The sequence below is a fragment of the Streptomyces sp. NPDC051133 genome (genome assembly GCF_040682635.1).
Lineage (GTDB): Bacteria > Actinomycetota > Actinomycetes > Streptomycetales > Streptomycetaceae > Streptomyces.
Window position 1 is genome coordinate 1 of sequence record NZ_JBFBBK010000035.1, and the last position, 18,161, is coordinate 18,161.

The following is an 18,161-nucleotide window of genomic DNA, read 5'->3' on the forward strand; positions in this document are numbered from 1 at the left end:
CCTGCTGACCCCGTACGTCAAGGGCGGCAAGATCGGTCTGTTCGGTGGTGCCGGCGTCGGCAAGACGGTGCTCATCCAGGAGAAGATCTACCGCGACGTGGAGGTGCCGGGCCGCCGTGCTGTCGGCGGCGCCCCCGCCGAGCCGCCGGGTGCGTTCCGTGAGCAACCGGTCACCCGAAAGAAAGGGTCGAGCCTGTGGATAACTTCCGAGGCTGTCGGTCCCGCCCCCTATCGTGGAAGCAGCGGTCGAGAGACGACACACGGGGGACCGACGGGGGACAGGACGATGGGTGCGACGGGCGGGATCAGCGAGATGCCACAGGTGACCGAGGGGCCGGGCGCGGCCGACAGCGAGGCGCTGGCCACGCTGCACCGGGTCTTCGGATACGAGGCCTTTCGGGGCGAGCAGGACGCGATCATCGAGCATGTGGTGGCGGGCGGCGACGCCCTCGTCCTCATGCCGACCGGCGGCGGCAAGTCGCTGTGCTACCAGATCCCGGCCCTGGTCAGACCGGGTACGGGCGTGGTGATCTCGCCGCTGATCGCGCTGATGCAGGACCAGGTGGACGCCCTGCGCGCCCTCGGCGTGCGCGCCGGCTTCATCAACTCCACGCAGGACTTCGACGAGCGGCGCATGGTCGAGGCGGAGTTCCAGACCGGTGAGCTGGACCTGCTGTACCTGGCACCGGAGCGGCTGCGCCTGGAGGGCACGCTCGACCTGCTCTCGCGCGGCAAGATCTCCGTCTTCGCGATCGACGAGGCGCACTGCGTGTCCCAGTGGGGCCACGACTTCCGCCCCGACTACCTCACCCTGTCCCTCCTCGGTGAGCGCTGGCCGGACGTGCCGCGGATCGCCCTCACCGCGACGGCCACCCGCGCCACGCACGAGGAGATCACCCAGCGGCTGAACCTGCCGACGGCCCGCCACTTCGTCGCCAGCTTCGACCGGCCGAACATCCAGTACCGGATCGTGCCCAAGGCCGACCCCAGGAAGCAGCTGCTCACCTTCCTCCGGGAGGAGCACGCGGGCGACGCGGGCATCGTCTACTGCCTCTCACGCAACTCCGTGGAGCGGACGGCGGAGTTCCTGACGGCCAACGGCATCGAGGCGGTGCCGTACCACGCGGGCCTCGACGCGGGCACCCGCGCCGCCCACCAGTCCCGCTTCCTGCGCGAGGACGGCCTGGTCGTCGTGGCGACCATCGCCTTCGGCATGGGCATCGACAAGCCGGACGTACGGTTCGTCGCCCACCTCGACCTGCCCAAGTCGATCGAGGGCTACTACCAGGAGACCGGCCGCGCGGGCCGCGACGGCCTGTCGTCCACGGCCTGGATGGCGTACGGCCTGAACGACGTCATACAGCAGCGCAAGCTGATCCAGTCCAGCGAGGGGGACGAGGCGTTCCGCCGCCGGGCCGCCGCCCACCTCGACGCCATGCTCGCGCTGTGCGAGACGGCCCAGTGCCGCCGGGGCCAGCTGCTCGCCTACTTCGGCCAGGACCCCGATGCGGCGGGCTGCGGCAACTGCGACACATGCCTGACCCCGCCGGAGACCTGGGACGGCACGATCGCCGCACAGAAGGTGCTGTCGACGGTGGTACGGCTGCAGCGGGAGCGCGGACAGAAGTTCGGCGCGTTGCAGATCGTCGACATCCTGCTCGGCAAGCGCACCGGCAAGGTGATCCAGTTCGACCACGACCAGCTGTCCGTCTTCGGCATCGGCCAGGACCTCGCCGAGAGCGAGTGGCGAGGCGTCATCCGCCAGCTGCTGGCCCAGGGACTGCTCGCGGTCGAGGGGGAGTACGGCACGCTGGTGCTCACCGAGACGAGCGGCGCGGTGCTGCGCCGGGAACGCGAGGTGCCGCTGCGCAAGGAGCCGAAGAAGCCGGCCGCCTCCCGGTCCCGGTCGGGCGGTGCGTCCGGGGGCGACCGCAAGGCCAAGGCCGCCGCGGCCGAGCTGCCCGGCGAGTTGCTCCCCGCCTTCGAGGCCCTGCGCGCCTGGCGTGCCGAGCAGGCCCGGGAGCAGGGCGTCCCGGCGTACGTCATCTTTCACGACGCCACGCTGCGGGAGATCGTCACCCGCCGCCCCGGCTCGGTGCGCGACCTGGGCACGGTGAGCGGGGTGGGCGAGAAGAAGCTGGCGACGTACGGGGAGGGCGTTCTCGCGGTGCTGTCCTCCCTCGACGGAGCGAGCCCGGCCGCCGGCGGTACCGACCCTGAGGACGACTGGCCCGACTCGGAGCCCGAGCCGGAGCCGGACGACTGGATATAGCCCGGATACGGCCCCAGCGGGCAGGGGCCTCACAGCCCCCGTGCCGCGTAGGCCCTGACGTCCGCGTCCGAGTCGGTCGTGGCCGTGGCGAGGGCCGCGCGGGCCTCCTCCGTGACCCGGTGCCGGGTCAGGGCCAGGACCGCCGCCTTGCGCACATCGGCGTTCGTGTCACCGAGTGCCTTGGCGAGCGCGGGGACGGCGGTGCCGGCATCGGCGGCCGACAGCGCGGTGGCGGCCCCGGACCTGACCTGCCAGGCCGGGTCCGCCAGGGCGGCCACGGCGCGGGCGGCGAGCGGCGCCGGGCAGCCGGTGGTGGCCAGCGCACCGAGCGCGGCACCGCGCACCAGCGGGTCGGTGTCCTCGGTGAGCCGGTCCAGGGTGCCGGACCGCAGCTCCCGGTCGGCTGCCGTCAGGGACGCCGAACCGACGGCGGCCAGCGCCTTGGCCACGGTGACCCGGACCTCCCGGGAGGGATCGTCCGCGGCATCCGCCAGCGGCCCGACCGCGTCGACGGACACGAGCGCCCGTACGGCCTCGGTGCGCACGGCGACGTCGGGGTCGTCCAGCGCCGCCGAGAACACCGCGGCCTCGCCGAGCCGCAGGGCACGCAGCACATCGAGGGCGGCGGCACGGACCACGGGGTCGGCCTGGGCGAGCGCACCGGTCAGGGCGGTGCCCAGGGCGGGCTCGGCCGGCAGGGTCTCGACGAGTTCGCGCAGTGAGGCCGCGGCGGCGGTGCGGACCTCGGCGTCGGGGTCGGCGAGGGCACCGGCCAGGGCCCGCCCGGTGCCGGGCGGCACGGTCTCGGTCAGCACCGAGACGGCCGTACGGCGGACAGAGGGATCGGCATCGGTCAAGTAGGGCTCGACCAGGTCGAGTTCGGGCTCGGCTTCGGCCAGCTCCAGCAGTTCCAGAAGCCGGGGCGAGGCGGTTCCCGGGGCATTGGCCCGGTCGTCGGCGGCACCGGAGGCACGCGCGGACGCCGGTCCGGCCGCGACCGGGGCCACCTCGCGCGGGCCGGCCGTGGCCACGTGCTCGCCGTGGACCTCGCCCAGCCGCCGGGAGGGACCGCCGACCGGGGTGAACTCCTCGACCGGAACCAGATACGGAGCCACGGGACGGGCCGTGAACTCCATCGCACCAGAGGGGGACTTGTGCAGATCGAGGTGATGGAACCAGGAGGCGTCGTCACGCCGCGGATGATCGAGCCGGTCGTGGTAGAGGCCCCAGCGGGACTCGGTGCGGGCCAGGGAGGCACGGGCGGCCATCTCCGCGCAGTCGCGGATGAAGGTGACCTCGGCGCACCGCATCAGCTCGTGCGGGGTGCGGGCGCCCATCGCGGCGATGTCGGCGTGCATCCGCTCGAAGGCCTCCAGGGCGAGGGAGAGCCGGGCGCCGGACTTCGGCGGTGCCACGTAGTCGTTGACGAAGCGGCGCAGCTTGTACTCGACCTGGGGCTGCGGCGGGCCGTCCGCGTGGCGCAGCGGACGGTAGATCAGTTCATGCGCCTCACGGACCTGGTCGTCGGGAAGCTCGCCCCGGTACGCCGTGTACTGGGCGGCGTCCGCGCCGGCGAGATCGCCGAAGACGAACGCGCCGATCATGTAGTTGTGCGGGACGCAGGCAAGGTCGCCGGCGGCGTACAGGCGGGGGACGGTCGTCCGGGCGTGGTCGTCGACGCGGACGCCGGAGGCGGAGTGGCCGCCGCACAGGCCGATCTCGGAGATGTGCATCTCGACGTCGTGGGTGCGGTAGTCGTGCCCGCGCCCGGAGTGGAAGGTGCCCCGGGTGGGCCGTTCGGTGGAGTGCAGGATCGTCTCCAGGGCGGAGACCGACTCCTCGGGGAGGTGGCTGAGCTTGAGGTAGACCGGGCCCCGGTCGCTGGCGACCTCGGCGGCGAACTCGGCCATCATCTGCCCGGACCAGTAGTCGGAGTCGACGAAGCGCTCCCCGTGCCGGTTGACCTGGTAGCCACCGAAGGGGTTGGCGACGTAGGCGCAGGCCGGCCCGTTGTAGTCCTTGATCAACGGGTTGATCTGGAAGCACTCGATACCGGTCAGCTCGGCGCCCGCGTGGTAGGCCATGGCGTAGCCGTCACCGGCGTTGGTGGGGTTCTCGTAGGTGCCGTACAGGTAGCCGGAGGCGGGCAGCCCGAGCCGGCCGCAGGCGCCGGTGGCGAGGACGACCGCACCCGCGCGGACGGTGACGAAGGCGCCGGTCCGGGTGTTGAAGCCGACGGCGCCCACGGCCCGGCCCTCGGCAGTGAGCACCCGGACCGGCATCACCCGGTTCTCGATCCGGATCCGCTCCCGCATCTCGCGCCGCCGCAACTGCCGGTAGAGGACCTTTTTGACGTCCTTGCCCTCTGGCATGGGCAGTACGTACGAGCCGGAGCGATGCACCTGGCGCACCGCGTACTCGCCGTGCTCGTCCTTCTCGAACTTGACGCCGTACGACTCCAGTCGCTGCACCATCGCGAAGCCGCGGGTGGCGGTCTGGCGGACGGTGGCCTGGTCGACGATGCCGTCGTTGGCGCGGGTGATCTCGGCGACGTAGTCGTCGGGCTCGGCACGGCCCGGGACGACCGCGTTGTTCACGCCGTCCATGCCCATGGCGAGGGCGCCGGAGTGACGGACGTGGGCCTTCTCCAGCAGCAGGACGTCGGCGCCGCGCTCGGCGGCGGTCAGGGCGGCCATGGTTCCGGCGGTGCCACCGCCGATGACCAGGACGTCGCAGGTCAGTTCCTCGGCGTCGGTGACGGCGGGAATCTCCAGGGAAGCGGGCGCGGGGCTGGTCACCGGGGTGCCTTTCAGGAGCCGAGCGAGGTGAGGATGTCGCGGCGCAGGGCCACGCGGGCGGGTGCGTCGAACGCCGCGCGGTCACGGGGGCGCGGTACGTCCCGTACGGCGACCACCCGGCCGGAGCCGAGCAGGGCCACGCGGTCGCCGAGGAAGAGCGCCTCGTCCACGTCGTGCGTGACGAAGACGACGGTCGCGCCCGTGCCGCGCAACACGTCCACCAGCAGGTCCTGCATGCCGGAACGGGTCTGGGCGTCGAGGGCGCCGAAGGGCTCGTCCATGAGGACCGCGCGCGGGCTGTCGGCCAAGGCGCGCGCCAACTGGGCGCGCTGGCGCTGCCCACCGGAGACGCGGTGCGGCAACTGCCCGGCCTGCTCGCTGAGTCCGACGCGTTCGAGCCAGGACGCGGCCCGGGAACGGCGTCCGGCGCGCGATACGCCCTTGATGGCGAGCGGCAGTTCGACGTTCCCGCGCAAGGTGCGCCAGGGGAGCAGCGCGTCCTCCTGGAAGACCAGGGCGCGGCCGGCCGAGGGGCCGGTCAGCGGGCTGCCGTCCACTTCGGCGGTGCCGCCCAGGGGAGGCAGCAGTCCGGCGAGCGTGCGCAGCAGTGTGGACTTGCCGCAGCCGGAGGGGCCGACGACGGTGAGGATCTCGCCGGGGGCGACGTCCAGGTCGACGTCGTGCAGCACGGGGGCGTCCGGGCGGCCGAGTACGGCGCCACGGAAGGTGAGCCGGGTGCCGCGCACGACCTCCGCGGGGGCATCGACGGGAGCGGTGACGGTCTCAGACGAGGTGCTCATCGCGGGCCTCCTCGGGGTCGTCCTGGCCCTGCTGCTGGGCGTGGGCCTTGTGCTCGGAATCGCCGTGGGCCGGGCCGGTGACGGCGGGCGGCCGGGGAGCGCGGGTACGTCCGCCGGGGACGTACGAGGTGCGGGGCAGCCAGCGGGTCAGACGCCGGCCGAGGAGTTCCACGGCCGTGGAGGTGACCCAGCCGAGGACGCCGATCGTGACCATGCCGACGAAGACGCCGGGGTAGTTCACCACCGTGTAGTCCTGCCAGGTGCGGTAGCCGACGCCGTACTGCCCGGAGATCATCTCGGCGGAGATCACACAGATCCAGGACACACCGATGCCGACCGACAGCCCGCCGAAGATGCCGGGCAGCGCGCCCGGCAGCACCACCGAGCGCAGGATCCGCAGCCGGCTGCCGCCCATGGTGCGCACCGCTTCCTCCCATACGGGGGTCAGGGCGCGGACCGCGTGCCGGGTGGAGACCAGCACCGGGAAGAAGGCGGCGGTGCAGGTGATGAAGACGATGCCCTGCTCGTTCGAGGGGAAGAGGAGGATCGCCACCGGGACCAGCGCGATCGCCGGGATGGGGCGGATCACTTCGAGCACCGGGCCGAGCAGGTCCTCGGCGAGGGGCGAGCGGGCCACGAGCACACCGGTCGCCACGCCCAGGACGGCGGCCAGGGCGAAACCGCTGAGGATACGGGTGAGGCTGTCGGTGAGGTCGGTCCAGTAGTCGGCACCGGCCAGCCGGTCGGCGAAGGCACCGGCCACGTCGGTGACCGTCGGGAACTGCGAGAACCGCAGCCACAGGTCGACGTCCAGGCTGGTCAGCAGCTGCCACAGGCCGAGGGCGGCGGCCAGCGAAACCGTCCGCAGCGCATACCGGGCCAGGGGCCGCCGGGTCATGAGGCCCGCTCCAGGGCGTCGCGGTAGGAGACCGTACGGGCGCCGCTGTGGGCAAAGACGTAGGCCTGCGCGGTCGCCGGGGCGACGAAGGGCAGCAGCCGGTCGCCGTCGGCCACCCAGACCGCCTTGTCCGCGAACCAGAGGGTGCCGGTGGTGGCGTCGGGCACATAGGCGGCGCGGATGCCGTCCTGGTGCCCGGCTACGTAGGCCAGCAGTGCGGCGGCGGACTTGAAGGAGACGGTCTTCTCGCTGCCCTTGGGCCACACCTCGCTCGCGGCCGGCGGGGGCGTGGCGGCGAGCCGCTTGGCGTATGACGCGCCGAGGGCCTTCTTCACGTACTGGTCGTCGACGAAGCCGTCCACGTCGATGTCGCCGGTCAGCTTGGCCGCCTTCAGCACGGCCACGTCCTGCTTCAGCGCGGAGACGAGCTGCGGTTTGACGGCCGGATCGAAGGTGGCGATGCCGTGGGTGCCGTTGTAGAGGTAGACGACCTCGGCGGGCAGGCCGGTCGCGTCGGCGACCTTCTCGGCCGCGGTGACGGGATGCGCGTTGAGATAGTCGGTGGCCTCGGCCTGTGCCCTGAGGAACGCCTCCAGGACGGCCGGGTGCTGCTGGGCGAAGTCCTCGCCGGCGGTGACGCCGTGGAAGGTGGGCAGGTTCAGCTGGGCCCCGTCGTACAGGGCCTTGGCCTTGCCCTGGTAGGCGAGCAGGCCGGGCCAGGCGACGAATTGCGACAGCGCGTCCACCCCACCGGAGGAGAGCGCGGAGGCGCCCACGGCCGGCTGCTGGTTGAGTTTGGAGATCCCCTGGTCCGGGTCGATGCCGGCGCGCTGCAGGGCCCGTACGAGGGTTCCGTCGGCGGCGGAGCCGATGCTCGTGGAGACCTTCTTGCCCTTGAGGTCCTTCAGGGACGTGAGCTTGGAGTCCGGGGCGGTGACGACGGTGTTGAGGCCGCCGCGCAGGTTGTAGCCAGTGACCGACACCAGGTGCGTGGGGTGTCCGAGCTGCTTGCCGCGGGCCGCGTTGAGGAGCAGCGGGAAGTCGCCCATCGAGCCGATGTCGATCTTCCCTGCGGTCATCTGCGCGGTGATCGGGGCGCCGGTGGCGTAGTCCTGCCAGTCGACCTTGTACGTGTGCCCGTCGTGCAGCGAGTTGAGCTGTTTCTCGAAGTAGCCGAGGGAGCGCAGCAGCGTTCCCGCGGTGACGGTGTTGATGGTCTTGGACTGGTAGCCGACGGTCACGGTGACCGTGGTGCCGCTGCCGGCCTCCGCGCTGCCGCCGCAGGCGGTCAGGGGGAGCAGGAGTGCGGCGGCGGACAGGGCGGTTGCTGCGCGTTTCATGGTGGTGGGACCTCTCACCGGAGCAGGTAGGGCATGTTGACCGTCACGGCTCCGGTGGGGCAGCGGGCCGCGCACGGGCCGCAGTACCAGCACTCGTCGACGTGCATGTACGCCTTGCCGCTGCTGTCGTCGATGGCGAGGGAGTCCAGCGGGCACATGTCCACGCAGAGGGTGCAGCCGTCGATGCACTTCGACTCGTCGATGGTCACGGGCACGTCGGCCCGCTGGGGCGCCAAGGGCATGGCTGTCTCCAGTAAACGTGCAGGCAGGGGTATGTGCGGCGGGTGCGTTACGACCGGTGGAGCAGGCCGCTCATGGTGATGCGGTCCCCGCGGAAGCGGATGAACTCCAGGTCGACGGGGCGGCCGTCGGCGAGGTGGGTGAGGCGTTCCAGCATCAGCACGGCAGAGCCGCGCGGGGCCTGGAGGACGGCGGCGGAGTGGGCGTCCGCGTTCACCGCCTCCAGGGTGATCTCGGCGTGGCCGAGGGGCTGTCCGGTGATGGCTTCCAGGAGGCGGAAGACATCGGTGTTCTCCAGGTCGGCGCCGAGCAGGGCGGTGCCGATGTCGAGCGGGATGTAGGTGAGGTCGAGGGAGAGCGGGAGGCCGTTCAGGCGGCGCAGGCGTTCGATGTAGAGGACGTCGGCGCCCGCCGGGACGCGGAGGCGGTCGGCGACCGGGGCGGGTGCGGGGGCGGGGCCCATGGTGCGGACCTCGTTGGTGACGCGGCCGTGTTCGCGGAGGGTTTCCGCGAGGCCCATCAGCCGGTCGAGCCCGTGGGGGTACTTCCGGGCGACGACCACGGTGCCGACTCCGGGCAGCCGGTCCACCAGTCCCTCCGCCCGGAGCAGGTCCAGGGCTTGGCGGACGGTGTTGCGGGAGGCGCGGTAGTCGGTGGCGAGTGTCGACTCGTGGGGCAGGGTGCCGTCCTGGAACGCGCCGGTGAGGAGCTGGCGGCGTAGCAGGTCGGCGAGTTGCCGGGCCCGGTCCGCTCGCAGCCGGCGACGTGCGCGGTGGGCGGCGACGGTGGTCGCGGCGCCCTGACCGGCGTGGTCGCGGGGGCGGTCGGTGGGTGGCATGGCTGGAACCATACCGAGGCGGTAGGGAAAGAGGTGTTGCTGCAGTGTTGCGCCAGGTGACGGCGTGTAGGACAGGGTGCTGAGCTGCGGCTTTGCGGTTGACGGGGTGAGATCTGCCACCCGGCCGGGGCGCCAGGCCGTGTCAGGACAGGGCCGTCAGCCCTGGCGCGAATGTGATCAGCAGCGGCAGCAGCGGCACCAGGGCGGCCACCGTCGTCGTCAGGGCGCGGTGCCGGCGCAGCAGCCGGGGCGGCGGCTCCAGCAGGCGGTCCACGCGCTCGCCGAGGAGGCGACGGCTGGAGGCGCAGGAGAGGACGCCCCGGTGCTGGTTCAGCTCGATCAGCGCGAGAGCGGTGGTGAGGTGACCGCAGCGACGGGACGCCGTGTCGTCGGCGGCCAGCTCGACCAGGCGGTGCGTCTGGTCGCAGAAGTGGGCGAAGAGCGGGACGCGCGGGAAGCCGGTGGCGAGCGCGGTGGACAGGTGCAGGAGCCAGTCGTGGTGGGCACGCGCGTGCCCGCGCTCGTGGGTGAGGACGGCGTCCAGTTGGTGGCCGGTGAGGCGGTGCAGCGCCCCGGTGGTGACGACCAGTTGCGGCGGGTGCCCCGGCATCCACCAGGCGTCCGGGTACTCGTCCTCCAGTACCAGCATCGGGCCGCGCGCCGCCGGCAGCCCGGCCGGCAGGTCGGGGGCGCGCTCGCGCAGCTGCGCCCGGGCCTGGCCGCGGCTGCGGCGGGCCTCGACGAGTTCCCGGCCCAGCATCGCCGTCGTCCAGGCGGCCCCGCAGGCCAGCAGCACGGTGAGCGCGGCGGCCCACACCGGTGCGGCGGACAGGTCGTACGCGGCGGTGACGGCGGGCGGCGCGGGCGCGAACACGCGGTCGCGGACGGTGTGGAAGACGGCCGCGGCGCCCAGGACCAGTGCGGTCAGACAGCACAGCAGGACGGTGGCGACCAGGCACTGCCAGACCCACAGCGCGACCACCGGATCCCGTTCGGGCCAGGCCGCCCGGGTCAGCGCGCGCGGTGCCGGTACGGCGGCCGTCAGGGCGACGACGCTCAGCAGGAGCAGGCAGACGGTCATGCCGGGGCTCCGGTTCCTGGTCGGAGGCTGGTGCGGGTGTCGGTGGTGCCGGGGCGACGCGCCGGGCGGTGCGTCGCGTGGTGCGTGTCCCGCCAGTATGACGGTGTGGGGCCGTGAGAGTCAGGTCTCGGCGGCGATCCGTCCGTCTGTCTTCGACCCCCGTGAGACGCGCCCTTGTACTCACCGCTTGTATCAAGCGGTCAATCGGTCAAGCGGTGAGTACAAGATGCTCATCCTGGGGGGCTTGTGGCAGTTCCCTGCCACAAGCCGCGTCAGCCCGTCACGACGCGTCCGCTGACCTCGCCCAGCCCGACACGGCCTCCGTCCGCACCGGGTGCCCACGCCGACAGTGTCACCACGTCCCCGTCCTCCAGGAACGCGCGCTTGCCGTCGGGGAGTTCCAGGTGGTCGCGGCCGTTCCAGGTCAGCTCCAGCAGGGAGCCCCGCTGGCGTTCCTCCGGACCGCTCACCGTGCCCGACCCGTACAGGTCACCGGTGCGCAGGGAGGCGCCGTTCACCGTCATGTGGGTGAGTTGCTGGGCGGCGGTCCAGTACATCGTCGAGAACGGCGGTTCGGAGACCACGTGGCCGTTGATCGCGACGGAGATCCGCAGGTCGTAGCCGCCGGGCTCGATCCCGGGTGCCGCGTCGTCCAGGTAGGGCAGCAGTGGGTGGGTGCGCTCCGGGGGCGCCACGCGCGCGTGCTCGAGCGCTTCCAGCGGGGTGATCCACGCCGACACGGAGGTCGCGAACGACTTGCCGAGGAAGGGGCCGAGGGGGACGTACTCCCAGGCCTGGATGTCCCGCGCGGACCAGTCGTTGAGCAGGCAGAGGCCGAAGACGTGGTCGCGGAAGTCGGCGAGCGCGACCGGGCTGCCCAGCTCGGAGGGCACGCCCACGACGAAGCCGACCTCCGCCTCGATGTCCAGCCGGATCGACGGGCCGAAGACGGGTGCCGGGTCGCCCGGGCCCTTGCGCTGTCCGGACGGCCGTACGACGTCCGTGCCCGAGACGACGACCGTGCCGGAGCGGCCGTGGTAACCGATCGGCAGATGCTTCCAGTTGGGCGTCAGGGAGTCCTCCGCGTCCGGGCGGAAGATCCGGCCGACGTTGCGGGCGTGGTTCTCCGAGGCGTAGAAGTCGACGTAGTCCGCCACCTCGAAGGGAAGGTGCAGGGTCACCTCGGACAGCGGGTGGAACAGCGGCTCGACCGCCTCCCGGTGTGCGGGGTCCGTGATCCATGACGTGACGGCACGCCGCACCTCGGACCAGGTCGCGCGGCCGGCGGCGAGCAGCGGGTTGAGGGTGGGGCGGGCGAGCAGCGCCTGGTGCGGCGAGCCGAGCACGGCGGCGGTGGCGCCCGCGTCGAGTACCTGGTCTCCGAGCCGGACGCCGACCCTCCGCTCCGTGCTGCCGGACGGCGAGAACACGCCATAGGGAAGGTTGTGCGGGCCGAAGGGGTCGCCCTCGGGGACGTCGAAGGGGGGCATGGGGTACTGCCTCACTCTCATCCGGGCCATGCATGGCGCTGTGTTCCATGTGGTCGCGCCACACGTTACGGCCGGGACGCGTGTCTTGGGCAGTGTCCCCAAGGGGTTGTCGTGTGGTGTCTAAAGAGTTCGCAATGTCCGAATAGGCCTTGTCGGAGGGGGCAATTCCGGCTTAGCGTCCTTTGGGACGCGGACGGGGTGGGTCCGTACCGTTTGGGGGGACACGTGGGGGGACCCGTGGCCGGAGACGCCGTCGGTGTGCCGTTCGAGGCGGACCGTGACGTACCAGGAATGATCGTCAAGTTCGGCGACTATCCGCTGCACCACGGCGGTGTCGGCGCGATCCGCAGCCTCGGCCGCCTGGGCGTGCCCATGTACGCCATCACGGAGGACGCGTACACGCCCGCAGCCTCCTCGCGCTATCTGAAGAAGGCCTTCGTGTGGCCGACGACCGGTGCGGAGGACCCGGGCCACCTGGTCGAGGGACTGCTGCGCATCGGCCGCCGCATCGGCCGCCCGACCGTCCTCATCCCGACGGACGAGGAGGCCGCCGTCCTGATCGCCGAGCACCAGGACGCACTGGCCGGATCATTCCTCTTCCCGCGCGTGGACCCGGCTCTGCCCCGCCGCCTCGCCAGCAAGCAGGGGCTGCACGAACTGTGCGCGGAGCACGGCATCGCGAGCCCCGCGGCGGCGTTCCCGCAGTCGTACGACGCAATCGTCGCCTTCGCCGACACGGCACGTTTCCCCGTGGTGGCCAAGAACCGCGAGGCGTTCGTCCGGCGCAGACGCCCCGCCGTGAACGGCACCACCAGGATCGCCACCCGCGAGGGCCTGCTCAGCCTCGCCCGCGACTGGGGCGACGAACCGGGCGTCATCCTCCAGGAGTACCTGCCGCGCGAGGAGGCCGAGGACTGGATCGTGCACGCCTGCTTCGACGCCGACTCCGGTCCGCTCGCGCTGTTCACCGGCGTCAAGGTGCGCTCCTGGCCGCCGCACGCGGGGATGACGGCGAACGCGTACGTCGTCGACAACCCGGAACTCGCCGACCTCGCCGTCCGTTTCATCAAACAGATCGGCTTCAGCGGCATCATCGACCTCGATCTGCGCTTCGACCGGCGCGACGGACAGTACAAGCTTCTCGACTTCAATCCGCGCATGGGCGCCCAGTTCCGGCTCTTCGAGAACGAGTCGGGGGTGGACGTCGTCCGCGCCATGCACCTGAATCTGACCGGCCGCGCCGTACCGGAGGGGGAACAGCGCGCCGGCCACCGTTACATCGTGGAGAACATCGACCTCCCCGCCCTCCTCGCCTACCGCCGCAGCGGCTATACGACGCCGCACGCGCCGGTGAAGGCGAGCGGGACGGAGCTGGCCTGGCTCGCGGGTGACGACCCGCTGCCGTTCCTCACGATGCTCGCCCGCTTCGTGCGTCCGGGCGCGAAGCACCTCTATCAGCTGTGGCGGACCAACCGCCGTGGCAGCAGCACCTCCACGAAGTAGGCAAGGCCACGCAGAGTGGCGCACCGTGTCCTGGGGAGGGACTTCGTGATTCGACCGGTTGCAGTCATCGGGGCCGGGCCGTTCGGCCTGTCCACCGCCGCCCACCTGCGGGCGCGCGGCATCCCCGTCCGCGTCTTCGGCGACCCCATGGTCAGCTGGCGCGACCACATGCCTCAGGGCATGCTCCTGAAGTCGACGCCCGTCGCCTCGAGCCTCGACTGCCCGCAGTCCGGCCACACCCTCGCCGACTACTGCGACGCGGCCGGAATCCGCCGCCTGGTGACCGACGAGGACATCATCCCGGTGGAGGCCTTCATCGGTTACGGCGAGTGGTTCCAGCAGAAGCTGCTCCCCGACCTGGAGCGGGTCCGGGTCGTCTCCGTCGACCGCGACAAGAGCGGCGGCTTCGAACTCAAACTGGACTCCGGAGAACTGTTCACCGCGCGCGCGGTCGTCGTCGCGACCGGCCTGTCGGGGCTGGCCCATCTCCCCGCGGAGCTGGCGGGCGCGGCGGCCGACGGCCCGGCCCCGACCGGCCCGGTCTCGCACAGCTCCCAGCACCACGACCTGAGCCGCTTCGCCGGCAAGGAACTGATCGTGATCGGCGCGGGCCAGTCGGCGCTGGAGACGGCGGCGCTCGCCGCCGAGGCGGGTGCACGCGTGCGCGTGGTCGCGCGCGGGCGGGGCCGGGTCGCCTTCGGCGCCCCGCCCTGGGACCAGCCGAAGCTGCGCCCGGAGTCCCCGTTCGGCCGCGCCTGGTCGCTGTGGGCGCTCAGCTACTACCCGCACCCCTACCGCTACCTGCCCGAGCCCGCCCGCCACTACCTGGTCCGCCGGGTCCTCGGCCCGCTCGGCGCCTGGTGGCTGCGCGAGCGTTTCCAGAGCAGCGTGCAGGTGGACGACGTCGCGCGCGTGGTGGGTGCCGAGGCGCCGGACGGCAGCCCCGTCCTCACCGTCCGCACGCACGGCGGCCGCAGCGAGCGGCTCACCGCCGACCACGTCATCGCCGCCACCGGCTACCGCGTCGACATCGCGGCGATGGACTTCCTCGGCCATGAACTGCGCACCCGGCTCGAGGTGAGCCGCGGCGCGCCGAAGCTCGGCCCCGGCTACGTCTCCTCCGTCCGCGGCCTGTACTTCACCGGTCTCCCGGCGGCGTCGTCGTACGGCCCGGTGATGCGCTTCGTCTGTGGCACGGAGTTCGCCTCCCCGCGCCTGGCGAAACACCTGGCGGCGGCACACGGCTGACGACGGCCGGACCGTCCGCGGCGGACCGAACGCACCCGGAACATCGGGGAGTGCGTGCGGTGCCGCGGAGCGCGTGAGGCCGCGGGCGGACCGGCACACCGGTCACGGCGCGCGCGTGCACGTCCCGACGGCGAACGTGCGCGCCGCGCTGTGGCCGCCCGAGCGGATCGTCCGGCTCTCCGACCGTCCCGGGGAGCCGGTGCCGGGACGTGCTGCGGGAGGAGGCGGCCGGCCGCTGCGACGAGGAGCGGCCGGCGGCGCCGACTGCGCCATCAGGGGGCAGCCGGGCACCACTTGGGGTCGAGCAGCACACAAGTGCGCGCAATCACAGGTGAGTCGGCGGGGCGTGGTGTCCGTATTCTCTGATCATGGCACCCACCCCCGCGTATGCACTGATCGCCACCGACCTGGACGGGACGCTGCTGCGCCGCGACGACACCGTCTCCGACCGGTCCCTCGCGGCGCTCGCGCGGGTGGCGCGGGCCGGTGCGCGCCACTTGGTGGTGACGGGCCGCCCGGCCCCGCGGGTACGGCCCCTGCTGGCCGGCCTCGGCTGCGGGGGGCTCGCGGTGTGCGGGCAGGGCGCACAGGTCTACGACGCCGCGAGCGGCCGTCTGCTGTGGTCGGTGCGGCTGGACCGGGAGCTGGCCGAGACCGCGCTCGGCAAGATCGAGGCCGAGGTGGGGCAGGTCTACGCGGCCGTCGACCAGGACGGCGTGGACGGGCTGACACTCATCGAGCCCGGATACCGGATGCCACACCCGACCCTGCCGGCGGTGCGGGTCGGGCGGCGCGAGGACCTGTGGCGCGCGCCCATCAGCAAGGTGCTGCTGCGCCACGCCACCCTGTCGGACGACGCATTGGCGGCCCTCGCGCGGGCGGCGGTGGGGTCGCTGGCGACGGTCACCATGTCGGGGCCGGGGACCGTGGAACTCCAGCCGTGCGGGGTGACCAAGGCGACCGGGCTGGCGCTGGCCGCCGAGCGGCTGGGCATCGCTCCCGGCCGGGCGCTGGCCTTCGGCGACATGCCCAACGACATCCCGATGTTGGACTGGGCCGGACACGGGGTGGCCATGGCCAACGCCCACCCCGAACTCAAGGCGGTGGCCGACGAGGTCACCTCGTCGAACGAGGACGACGGCATCGCCGTCGTCCTCGAAAGACTGTTCCCGACCGACTGACCGGAACATCAGTAGGAGCCTGTGCCCCTAGCGCGGCGACGCCCGTCAGTAGGCGCCGAACACGTTGTCGATCGACCCGTACCGGGCGGCCGCGTAGTTGCAGGCGGCGGTGATGTTCGCGACCGGGTCGTAGATGTCGGACGACGTTCCGGCCACGTGGTACGCGTTGAAAGTGGGGTCGATGACCTGGAGCAGGCCCTTGGACGGGATGCCCTTGGCGGCGTTGGAGTCCCAGAGGTTGATGGCCTTCGGGTTGCCCGAGGACTCGCGGATGATGTTGCGGTAGATGCCGTTGTAGGAGCCCGGGATGCCCTTCTGCGCCATGACCGAGAGGGACTCGCGGATCCAGCCGTCCAGGTTGTCGGGGTACCCGGCCTGGGTGGTCGCGGCCGTCGTGGCGGCCGGGGTGGCGGCGGACGCGCTGGCCGCGCCGATGAGCGGCAGGGCGAGGACGGCGGCACCGGTGCCGGCGACGGCGACGGTGCGGATGAAGCGGTTGCTCCAGGTACGGCGGTGCTGAGCGGCAGCAGGCATGGGAAAGTTCCTCTCCGTCGCCTGCGAGGTGAGCTGTCGGGTTCGGGCGGGGAGGTGCCCGGCCGTGCCCTCTGGGAAGGCACGGCTTCACCCCTAGCCGTTCCGGCGCGACGTGTGCCGTCCGATCCGGCGCTTACCTGGGTCCCCCGCTCCTGCCGCATGGATGAGTTCGTCGATGGGGATGCGGGCGGCGGCAGGATTCGGCGTTCCGCCCGACGGCCCGGAACGTATGCGAGAGCACATGTCGGGAACAAGTTAAGGATTCATGGAACGCCCCATTTGACCTTGGTCTGTGCCGTATGGGGTACTTGATCCTTTGCGTTCGCCAATCCTCAACTCGGCGGTGCGGCAAGGAAGGAGGCGTCGACGGGCAGGCCTCGGGTGCCGGGTGGGGGTGCGTGACTCAACTCACGGAATAGCGAATTACGTCAAATCGGACATGGGGGATTCGGGCGATTTGCGCTCGGGTTCGGCCGGCCGTGGAACCCCTGGCGAGGTGCCCGTCGTCGTCGAGGGGGGTACCCGTCGTCGTGACCGTGGCCGCAGCGGTACGGAGGGTGGCGCGCACGTTACTCCGCTCGCCCCTCGGTCCGCGACAAAGCGGTCAGATTGCGGTTAAGTCGATAAATGTCCGTTCTTACTATCCGATCACAAACATAACGGTCATGATCCGATACCGCCCAGGCTGGACCGGTGGGCGCTATCGGTGATCGAAACAGGACCGGATACGCTGACTTGAGTGATGGCAGCGACCTATCGACAAACCGCGTAAGCGCCAGCAGACACCAGCAGACAGGAGACCCCTCGTGACCGTCGTCGGGCCGTTCGGGCTGAGCGTGCGGGACCAGGCTCTGGAAGCCGATGTCCAGGCCGGATTGGCGGCTGTCGAGGAAGGCTTGCTCGAGGCCACCAAGAGCGAGGTCCCGTTCATCACGGAGGCCGCGCAGCACCTCGTACGGGCCGGGGGGAAGCGGTTCCGGCCGCTGCTCGTGATGCTCGCGGCGCAGTTCGGCGACCGCTATGCGCCGGGCATCGTGCCGTCGGCCGTGGTCGTGGAGCTGACCCACCTCGCCACGCTGTACCACGACGACGTCATGGACGAGGCGGCCGTGCGGCGCGGCGTGGACAGCGCCAACACCCGCTGGGGCAACTCCGTCGCGGTCCTCACCGGCGACTTCCTCTTCGCCCGCGCCTCCCAGATCCTCGCCGACCTCGGCCCCGAGGCGGTCCGGGTGCAGGCCCTCGCGTTCGAGCGGCTGGTCACCGGTCAGATCCTGGAGACCGCGGGCCCCTCGGACGGCCGTGACCCGGTCGAGCACTACCTGGACGTGCTCGGCGGCAAGACGGGCTCGCTGGTGGCGGTGTCGTGCCGGTTCGGCGCGATGATGTCCGGCGCCGACGAGACGGTCGTCGACGTGCTCACCCAGTACGGCGAGCGGCTCGGCGTCGCCTTCCAGCTCGCCGACGACGTCCTGGACATCGCCTCCGACTCCCACGAGTCCGGCAAGACCCCGGGCACCGACCTGCGCGAGGGCATCCCGACCCTGCCCGTGCTCCGGCTGCGCGAGCGGGCGGCCCGGCTGGGGCTGCCCGAGGACATCGCGCTGTGCGAGCTGCTGGACTCCGACCTCAGCGACGACGCCCGGCACGCCCAGGCGCTGGCCGCCCTGCGCGACCACCCCGCGCTGGAGCAGGCCCGGCGGGACACCGTCCGGTACGCGGAGGAGGCGCGGGCCGCGCTGGCCCCGCTGCGGGAGTGCGACGCCAAGGCGGCGCTGCTGGAGCTGTGCGACGCGGTGGTGCACCGCGCCGGCTGAGCACCGGCGCCGGCAGGTGCGTCGTCCCGCCCGACCCCTACGGGTCGGGGGAGTCGCCGCCCCTACGTGTCATACCGCAGGCGTACACGGAGTTGGCTCCGAGGTCTGACGCTTCCTCATG

14 protein-coding genes and 1 riboswitch are annotated in these 18,161 nt (G+C 72.0%); of the genes, 5 read left to right on the forward strand and 9 right to left on the reverse strand.

What is annotated here, in order from left to right; genetic code table 11:
- Positions 1-286: 286 nt before the first annotated feature.
- Entirely contained in the window at positions 287-2,272 is a 1,986-nt protein-coding gene (recQ, locus tag AB0N17_RS30480; protein WP_366014775.1) for a DNA helicase RecQ, read from the forward strand.
- 29 nt (positions 2,273-2,301) lie between these two features.
- Here the strand turns inward: recQ and AB0N17_RS30485 are convergent, their stop codons facing one another.
- The 8 genes from AB0N17_RS30485 to fahA form a co-directional block, all read right to left on the reverse strand.
- The gene (locus tag AB0N17_RS30485) at positions 2,302-5,040 is read right to left on the reverse strand and encodes a fumarate reductase/succinate dehydrogenase flavoprotein subunit (RefSeq protein ID WP_366014861.1); all 2,739 of its coding nucleotides are present in this window, start codon (positions 5,038-5,040) and stop codon (positions 2,302-2,304) included.
- Between the two features lie 41 nt (positions 5,041-5,081).
- A complete protein-coding gene (locus tag AB0N17_RS30490) occupies positions 5,082-5,870 on the reverse strand; it encodes an ABC transporter ATP-binding protein (protein WP_366014776.1) in 789 nt (262 codons plus the stop codon).
- The gene (locus tag AB0N17_RS30495; RefSeq protein WP_366014778.1) at positions 5,854-6,768 is read right to left on the reverse strand and encodes an ABC transporter permease; all 915 of its coding nucleotides are present in this window, start codon (positions 6,766-6,768) and stop codon (positions 5,854-5,856) included. Before AB0N17_RS30495 ends, AB0N17_RS30490 begins: the two co-directional genes overlap by 17 nt.
- Entirely contained in the window at positions 6,765-8,108 is a 1,344-nt protein-coding gene (locus AB0N17_RS30500) for an ABC transporter substrate-binding protein (RefSeq protein ID WP_366014779.1), read from the reverse strand. Before AB0N17_RS30500 ends, AB0N17_RS30495 begins: the two co-directional genes overlap by 4 nt.
- 14 nt (positions 8,109-8,122) lie before the next feature.
- Positions 8,123-8,350: a ferredoxin family protein gene (locus AB0N17_RS30505; RefSeq protein WP_016437651.1), complete on the reverse strand. Its 228-nt coding sequence runs from the start codon at positions 8,348-8,350 to the stop codon at positions 8,123-8,125.
- A gap of 47 nt (positions 8,351-8,397) precedes the next feature.
- The gene (locus AB0N17_RS30510) at positions 8,398-9,186 is read right to left on the reverse strand and encodes a GntR family transcriptional regulator (protein WP_366014780.1); all 789 of its coding nucleotides are present in this window, start codon (positions 9,184-9,186) and stop codon (positions 8,398-8,400) included.
- 142 nt (positions 9,187-9,328) lie between these two features.
- The gene (locus tag AB0N17_RS30515; protein WP_366014781.1) at positions 9,329-10,267 is read right to left on the reverse strand and encodes a M56 family metallopeptidase; all 939 of its coding nucleotides are present in this window, start codon (positions 10,265-10,267) and stop codon (positions 9,329-9,331) included.
- A gap of 272 nt (positions 10,268-10,539) precedes the next feature.
- Positions 10,540-11,757 carry a fumarylacetoacetase gene (gene fahA, locus AB0N17_RS30520; RefSeq protein ID WP_366014782.1) on the reverse strand — a complete coding sequence of 406 codons (1,218 nt, stop codon included), beginning with the start codon at positions 11,755-11,757 and terminating at the stop codon, positions 10,540-10,542.
- Positions 11,758-12,015: 258 nt separating this feature from the next.
- Between fahA and AB0N17_RS30525 the strand changes: the two genes are divergently transcribed.
- The 3 genes from AB0N17_RS30525 to AB0N17_RS30535 all read left to right on the forward strand — a co-directional run bounded on the left by AB0N17_RS30525 (position 12,016) and on the right by AB0N17_RS30535 (position 15,689).
- Positions 12,016-13,260: an ATP-grasp domain-containing protein gene (locus AB0N17_RS30525; RefSeq protein ID WP_366014862.1), complete on the forward strand. Its 1,245-nt coding sequence runs from the start codon at positions 12,016-12,018 to the stop codon at positions 13,258-13,260.
- A 45-nt stretch (positions 13,261-13,305) separates the two neighbouring features.
- Positions 13,306-14,508 (forward strand): FAD-dependent oxidoreductase, encoded by a 1,203-nt coding sequence (locus AB0N17_RS30530; protein WP_366014783.1) that lies wholly within the window; start codon positions 13,306-13,308, stop codon positions 14,506-14,508.
- A gap of 368 nt (positions 14,509-14,876) precedes the next feature.
- A complete protein-coding gene (locus AB0N17_RS30535; RefSeq protein WP_366014784.1) occupies positions 14,877-15,689 on the forward strand; it encodes a Cof-type HAD-IIB family hydrolase in 813 nt (270 codons plus the stop codon).
- A gap of 45 nt (positions 15,690-15,734) precedes the next feature.
- Here the strand turns inward: AB0N17_RS30535 and AB0N17_RS30540 are convergent, their stop codons facing one another.
- Positions 15,735-16,223, reverse strand: coding sequence for a transglycosylase SLT domain-containing protein (locus AB0N17_RS30540; protein WP_366014785.1), 489 nt, complete (start codon positions 16,221-16,223; stop codon positions 15,735-15,737).
- A 3-nt stretch (positions 16,224-16,226) separates the two neighbouring features.
- A riboswitch (cyclic di-AMP (ydaO/yuaA leader) is annotated at positions 16,227-16,408 on the reverse strand.
- A 621-nt stretch (positions 16,409-17,029) separates the two neighbouring features.
- Here AB0N17_RS30540 and AB0N17_RS30545 point away from each other — a divergent pair.
- Complete coding sequence (locus tag AB0N17_RS30545) at positions 17,030-18,040, forward strand: polyprenyl synthetase family protein (protein WP_366014786.1); 1,011 nt, start codon at positions 17,030-17,032, stop codon at positions 18,038-18,040.
- Positions 18,041-18,161 lie beyond the last annotated feature (121 nt).